Annotated in this window: 6 protein-coding genes and 1 riboswitch; of the genes, 5 read left to right on the top strand and 1 reads right to left on the bottom strand. The window is 64.7% G+C overall.

Translation table 11 applies throughout. The features are described 5' to 3' along the window. Window positions 1-639 precede the first annotated feature (639 nt). Complete coding sequence (locus tag A985_RS0123150) at window positions 640-1,464, top strand: NAD(P)-dependent oxidoreductase (protein WP_017235759.1); 825 nt, start codon at window positions 640-642, stop codon at window positions 1,462-1,464. Then, entirely contained in the window at window positions 1,461-2,363 is a 903-nt protein-coding gene (locus tag A985_RS0123145; protein ID WP_017235758.1) for an SMP-30/gluconolactonase/LRE family protein, read from the top strand. Before A985_RS0123150 ends, A985_RS0123145 begins: the two co-directional genes overlap by 4 nt. Here A985_RS0123145 and A985_RS0123140 read toward each other — a convergent pair. Next, window positions 2,360-4,144: an ABC transporter ATP-binding protein/permease gene (locus A985_RS0123140; RefSeq protein ID WP_026132326.1), complete on the bottom strand. Its 1,785-nt coding sequence runs from the start codon at window positions 4,142-4,144 to the stop codon at window positions 2,360-2,362. The two genes, A985_RS0123145 and A985_RS0123140, sit on opposite strands and share 4 nt — an antisense overlap. 254 nt (window positions 4,145-4,398) lie before the next feature. Continuing rightward, a riboswitch (TPP riboswitch) is annotated at window positions 4,399-4,528 on the top strand. A 193-nt stretch (window positions 4,529-4,721) separates the two neighbouring features. Between A985_RS0123140 and A985_RS0123135 the strand changes: the two genes are divergently transcribed. The 3 genes from A985_RS0123135 to A985_RS0123125 all read left to right on the top strand — a co-directional run. After that, window positions 4,722-5,852, top strand: a complete 1,131-nt coding sequence (locus A985_RS0123135; protein ID WP_017235756.1) for an FAD-dependent oxidoreductase — start codon at window positions 4,722-4,724, stop codon at window positions 5,850-5,852. A 15-nt stretch (window positions 5,853-5,867) separates the two neighbouring features. Beyond that, the gene (gene thiS, locus A985_RS0123130; protein WP_017235755.1) at window positions 5,868-6,065 is read left to right on the top strand and encodes a sulfur carrier protein ThiS; all 198 of its coding nucleotides are present in this window, start codon (window positions 5,868-5,870) and stop codon (window positions 6,063-6,065) included. A 1-nt stretch (window position 6,066) separates the two neighbouring features. Then, window positions 6,067-6,845 (top strand): thiazole synthase (locus A985_RS0123125; RefSeq protein WP_017235754.1); only part of this gene is annotated, 779 nt, incomplete at its 3' end.

The following is a 6,845-nucleotide window of genomic DNA, read 5'->3' as shown; positions in this document are numbered from 1 at the left end:
TACACGACGAACCTGCCGAAGGTGTTCGCGGCCGGTGACGTGCGTCGCGGTCAGTCGCTGGTGGTGTGGGCGATTCGCGAAGGCCGTCAGTGCGCCCGTGCGGTGGACGAGTTCCTGATGGGCTACTCGGAACTGCCGCGCTGAGCGCGTGAAAGAGTAATGCCTGCCAAAACCACAAATACGGGGTTGAGAGGAGGGGCGCGGAGGTAGGTCTCTGCGTTGCCGTGAAGAAACCGTCCGGGCGACAACGTCCGGGCGGTTTTTTCTTGCCCGATCGCTTTACGTGTCTTTGTTTGCACGGTATTCGGGCGACCGGGACATGCACAAGATCGATAAATATAAGATGTCATATGACATGGCCGATCTTGCGTCATCGGCCTTCAGGGAAACACCCCTGGTATAGGTGGGTGCCAATGAATATAAGGCTTGTCGCGTCGATGCAAGGCATCGAGTGAAATACTAGGGATTCTCCGTAAACCGACCAATTGGCCATTGTCATCGTACATCGTCTGACGTAGGATGCCTCTCCATGCGACCCCCACGTTTTCGATGAGCGTCGGGCGCGCCGACGCGGCGCCGGGTTTGTTGTGGCAAGGCGTCGTCGCATGCACTGCGATCTACCGACGAACAAGGACTGATATGAGCCAGACATCCGGCAAACCCTTCCGCCGTCTGCTGCTGACCGGCGCAGCGGGCAATCTTGGCAAACAACTGCGCGGCAAGCTCGCCGAGTGGGCGGATATCGTGCGCGTGAGCGACATCGTGCCGCTCACGGCTGATGCGCCGCACGAAGAAGCCATGCAGGTCGACCTCGCGGATCGCGCCGCCGTGCACGCGCTGCTCGAAGGCGTCGACGCGCTGGTGCATCTGGGCGGCATCTCCGTCGAGGCGCCGTTCGACGACATCATGCAAGCCAATATTCTCGGCATGTACAACGTCTATAGCGCAGCGCAGAAGCAGGGGGTGAAGCGCATCGTCTACGCCAGCTCGAATCATGCGGTGGGTTTCCATCCCGTGACGGAAGTGCTCGATGTCGACGCGCCGCACCGTCCGGACAGCATGTACGGTATCTCGAAATGTTTCGGTGAAGACCTGTCCCGCTACTACTTCGATCGCTTCGGTCTGGAGACCGTGTGCCTGCGCATCGGCTCGTCGTTCGAGCAGCCCAAGAATCCGCGCATGATGGTGACATACCTGAGCTATCGCGATTTCGTCGAACTCGTGCGCTGCTCGTTGTTCACGAATCGCGTGGGCCATGCCATCGTCTACGGCGTGTCGAACAACCCGACGCTGTGGGTCAACAATACGAAGGCCGCGTTTCTTGGCTTCCGTGCGCAAGACAGCTCGGCGCAATTCGCCGGCCTGTTTCCGGCGCAGGCGCCCGATCCGCGCATGGACGATGTGACGCAGCGCTACCAAGGCGGACCGTTCGTGCTGCTGGGGCCGATGGAACCCAAGGCATGAAGGTGTCGATCGAACGGCTCGAACCGTCGCGACAGACGCCTCACGCCGTTGGCGAGAGCCCGTTGTGGCGTGCCGACGAGCAGACGCTCTACTGGGTGGACATCCCCGCGAAGCAACTGCATCGCGTAACGCCCGCCGACGGCGATCATCGTCAATGGACATTCCCCGAGCAGATCGCGTGCTTTACCTTCGACGCCTCGGGCATGCTGCTGGCGGGCTGCGAGACCGGGCTGTTCGCGGTGCGCCTGGGGCCGCCGGGCACGCTTGCGGCGTCTGATTGGCAGCGACTGGCCGCGCCGGTGTTCCCGTTGCCGGGCATGCGCTTCAACGACGGACGCTGCGATCGGCAGGGCCGCTTCTGGGCGGGCACGATGGTGCAGGATATGTCGCTCGCGAGCGACGCAGGCGCGCTCTTCTGTTTCGACACGCACGGCCGTCTGTCGGCGCCGCTCGTCGAGGGCCTGGTGACGCAGAACGGTTTGGGCTTCTCGCCGGACAGCCGCACGATGTACCTGAGCGATTCGCATCCGACGCGCCGCCGCGTGTGGGCGTTCGACTTCGATGCCGAGTGCGGTGCGATCAGCGGGCAGCGGCTGTTCGTCGACATGAATGACTATCCGGGCCGTCCGGACGGCGCGGCCGTCGATGCCGACGGCGCTTACTGGACGTGCGCCAACGACGGTAGCCGCTTGCTTCGCTTCACGCCCGCAGGCGTGCTGGACCGCGAGATCGTGCTGCCGGTGTCGAAGCCGTCGATGTGCGCGTTCGGCGGGCGCGACTTCGACACGTTGTTTGTTACGTCGATTCGTCCGGCAACCGGCGCGACCGAACACGACGGCCATGTGTTGGCAGTGCGTTGCGGCGCGCAGGGATTGCCGGAGGTGCCTTACGCCGGCTAGGCCGCGTCGACCACCCGTGGCGGCGCGACGTCGCCCGCGGCATGCAGCGTCATGGTGTGTTGATGGAAGCGGCCGAGCGTTTCCCTATGGGCCACGCTGACCATCGTGGTGCCCGGTAGGCGCGCATGCAGCGCTTCATACACCGCCTCCTCGGTTTCCACGTCGAGCGCACTGGTCGCTTCGTCGAGGAACAAATAATCCGGCTTTTGCAGCAAGGCGCGCGCGGTGGCGAGCCGTTGTTGCTCGCCGCCGGACAAGCGGCGGGCCCAGTGAGCGACGGTCAGTAACTCGTCACGATACTGCTCGAGGTTGACGGCGCTGAGCACGTCTCGGCATTCGTCGTCGGTAAAAGTATCGGCATGCGAAGGAAAGGCCAGGGCCGCCTTCAGTGTGTCGATCGGCAAATAGCTTTGTTGTGACAGGAACAGCACGCGGGCGTCGGCGGGAACTTCGATGCGTCCGCTGCCGAACGGCCACAGGCCGGCGAACGCGCGCAGCATGGTGCTCTTGCCGCAGCCCGAGCGGCCACGGATGAGCCATCGCGAGCCAGGCGCGAAGGCAAACGACCCGGCGACCGCGAGCGGTGCACCGTCGGGCAGCGCCAGGCGAAGATCGGTGGCCGTGAAGGCTGCCGAGGGCGAATGGGCGGTCGTCACGAGCGCAATGCCACCGGTGCTCGGTGCTTGTGGCGGTGCGTCGATCACGCGCGTGAATTCGCGCAGCCGGTTGATCGTCGCTTTCCAGTCGGCCAACGTCGAGAAGCTGTTCACGAACCACGAAAAACCGTCGCTCACTTGCCCGAACGCACCGATGATCTGCATGAGCACGCCGAGCGTGAACGCGCCGGCGAAGTAGCGCGGTGCGGCCGCCATGATCGGGAACACGATGGCGATCTGCCCGTAGATCGAATTCGCGAAGATCAGCCGTTTCGTCACGACCATGATCTGCCACCAGTTGTCGCGCACGGCCCCGAAGGCCGACGTCAGGCGCGACAATTCAGCGCCTTCGCCGCGATAGAGCGCGACCTGCTCCGCCGACTCGCGCAGACGCACCAGCAGAAAGCGGAAATCCGCTTCCACCTGCTGCTGACGATAGCTCAGCCCCACGAGTGGCCGACCGACCTTGAAGATGAAGAACGATCCGACCAGGGCGTAGAGCGCCGCGACCCAGACCATGTAGCCGGGAATCGTCACGTTCATGCCGCCCAGCACAAATGACACGGCGCCTGAGATCGTCCAGAGAATGGTGATGAACGAAAACAGCGAGACCAGCGTCGTGAGCAAATCGAGCGACAGCGCCAGCGATGCGCTGACCAGCGTGCGGATGTCTTCCGAAATACGTTGGTCCGGGTTGTCCGCCAGATGGTCGCGCTCGATGCGGTAATAGGCTTGATGCGAGAACCACTTCGACAGGTTGGCATCGGTGACCCACTGCCGCCAGCGAATTTCGAGCATCTGGCGGAAGTAGGTGCGGAACGTCGCAATGACGATGAAGCTGAATGCGAGTACCGCGAATTCGATCAGCGACGACTTGAAGATGGGCCAATCGCGCTTGTCGAGCGCGTCATAGAAGCCGGCGTTCCACGCATTCAGTCGTACGTTGATGAACACGACGGCAAGATTGAGCGCCACGACGAGTGCGAGCAACCGACGGCCCTCCCAGCGCTTCTCCGAGGCCCAGTAGGGCCGGATCAACTGCCACGCAGTGGGGTGCTTCGGTGGCTTGGGGGCAGGGACGGCCGGGTTGCCGGCGGGCGGCGCCTCGGGAGGCGGGGAAGACATCGGCGTGTGGGCCATGATCGTCTGGCGGGGTTGCCGCGGAAATGCAACGTGTTATTAGGGTCGACGGCCCATTTGACCGCAGTTCCGGCGGGTGCGTTGCACAATTTCCGGATTGGGGGCGCTTGTCACGTCGGTTTTCAGTTTACGTGGGGTTACACGGCCCGGGGGATTCGTCAAAAAACGAGACGCATCGCGCGTGCAATCGCCCGATGCCCCGGCTTGCACGGGCATCGGCATCTATGTTGTAATGGCTGCGGGCGAAACAGGGGTGCTCCGTGTCGAACGCAGGTGTTGACCATGCGTAACCATACGACGCGGGGCTGAGAGAGACCCTTTGCACCCGACCCGGGTAATACCGGCGTGGGAAGTTTCCGACTACTCCAGTGGGGTAAGGTGTTCAACACCGTTTCGTCCTTTTGCTTTCATGAGGAAAGGACCCCATGCGCTGCCTTCCGCAGATTCCTGCGCTTATCCCTGCGGTTTTCGCCGCAACGACTTCCGAGATTCCGCTCGCGAGTCATCCTTTGCCTGCTTTCGAGTGCCTGCGCGCCGTCCCGGCTTGCGCGGCAGAACGCGTATGAGCGCTTCCACTTCGCGTCCCGACGTCGCCGTGCTCGGCGGCGGCCTGTCCGGGCGTCTGCTGGCGTGGCAACTGATTCGTGCCGGCGCACGCGTGGCGCTCTACGAGCGTGGCGATGCCGACGGGTCGTCGGCTGCCGGCTGGGTGGCAGCGGCCATGCTCGCGCCCTTGGCCGAAGCGGCCGTGGCCGAGCCGAGCATCGTCGAGATGGGCGCCGTCGGCCTGGAACGTTGGCCGGCATTGATCGACGGCCTGCCCGAACACGTCTTCTTCCAACGCAACGGCACGCTGGTCGTGTGGCACCAGCCCGATCGCGCCGAGGCGGTGATGTTCGACCGACGCATGCGCGCCAATGCCCCACCGGCCTTGCTGCGTGACGGTGTGCGCCGCGTGTCGGGCGCGCAATTGGCCGAGGTCGAGCCGGCGCTGGCCGGACGGTTTCAGGAAGGCTGGTGGCTGCCGAACGAGGGCCAGCTCGACAACCGGCAACTGTTGCGCGCGCTGGCGGCAGGTCTTGCTAAGGCGGGGGCGGCGCTGCATTGGCATACCGAGATCGCCGAGGGCGCGTATCCGGACGCCGGTCTGGTCGTCGATTGCCGCGGGCTGGGCGCGCGTGCCGCGCTCACGCAATTGCGCGGTGTGCGGGGTGAGGTGGTGCGAATTCACGCGCCGGGCATTGGGCTGCGCCGGCCGGTGCGGTTGCTGCATCCGCGCTATCCGATCTATATCGCGCCCAAGGAAAACGATCTGTATGTGATCGGCGCGACCGAACTCGAGTCGGAAGATATGTCGCCGATGACCGTGCGCTCCGCGCTCGAACTGCTCTCGGCGGCCCATTCGCTGAACCCGGCGTTCGGCGAGGCGCGCATTGTCGAGCTGAATGTCAACTGCCGTCCGGCATTGCCCGACCATCTGCCGCGGGTGCAGTGGGACGGTGCGCGGGTGCTGCGCGTGAACGGTTTGTACCGGCACGGTTATTTGCTCGCGCCGGCGGTCACGGGAGAGGCGTGCGCGCTGGCGCAGGCATTGATGCAAGCGACGAGCGCGCGAGTGGGCCTTGGGCACGCGTTCGACTGGGAGATGTGGCGAGCCAGCCGGCCGTGGCCGGACCTGTTCCGTCGTGCATGAGAGGGGAGGGACACCATGGATATTCATATCAATCAACAGACACTGAGCGTGGCCGAGGCGGCGACGCTGGCCGAGGCGCTCGCCGCCTACGGCGCCAAGCCGCCGTTCGCCGCGGCGATCAACGGGCAGTTCGTGCCCAAGACGCAATATGCCGCCCGCGCGCTCGCGCATGGCGACAAAATCGATGTAGTGCAACCGGTGGCCGGAGGCTGACATGAACGCATTCACCGAATCGGCCAACGTGGCCGCAGGCAGCGTGCGCGACGCGCTCACGCTGTATGACACGCGCTTCGGCAGTCGCTTCCTGCTCGGCACGGCGCGCTACCCGTCGCTGCAGGCGCTCAATGATTCCATCGACGCCGCCCGCCCGGGCATGGTGACGGTGGCGTTGCGCCGGCAACTCTCGGGCACCGGGGCGCAGGCGTCGGAAGGCCATTTCTGGGAAACGCTGCGCCGTCTCGCGGTGCCGGTGCTGCCCAATACAGCGGGTTGCCACTCGGTGCAGGAAGCGGTGACGACGGCGCAAATGGCGCGCGAAGTCTTCGAGACCGACTGGATCAAGCTCGAACTGATTGGCGACGACTACACGCTTCAGCCCGACCCGTTCGGTCTGGTGACGGCCGCCGAACAACTGATTCGCGACGGCTTCAAGGTGCTGCCGTATTGCACGGAAGACCTGGTGCTGTGCCGTCGCTTGCTCGACGTGGGCTGTCAGGCGCTGATGCCCTGGGGTGCGCCGATCGGCACTGGCAAGGGCGTGATCAATCCGTACGGCCTGCGACTGCTGCGCGACCGTCTGCCGGATACGCCGCTTATCGTCGATGCCGGGCTCGGTCTGCCGTCGCACGCGTGTCAGGTGATGGAGTGGGGCTTCGACGGCGTGTTGCTCAACACGGCCGTGGCGCTTGCCGCCCAGCCGGTGGAGATGGCCGGCGCGTTCGCCGCCGCGATCAAGGCGGGCCGCGCGGCGTGGCTCGCCGGACCGATGGCCGA

Source organism: Pandoraea sp. B-6, assembly GCF_000282835.1.
GTDB classification, from domain to species: Bacteria; Pseudomonadota; Gammaproteobacteria; order Burkholderiales; family Burkholderiaceae; genus Pandoraea; species Pandoraea cepalis.
This window is presented reverse-complemented; position numbering and strand designations above follow the sequence as displayed.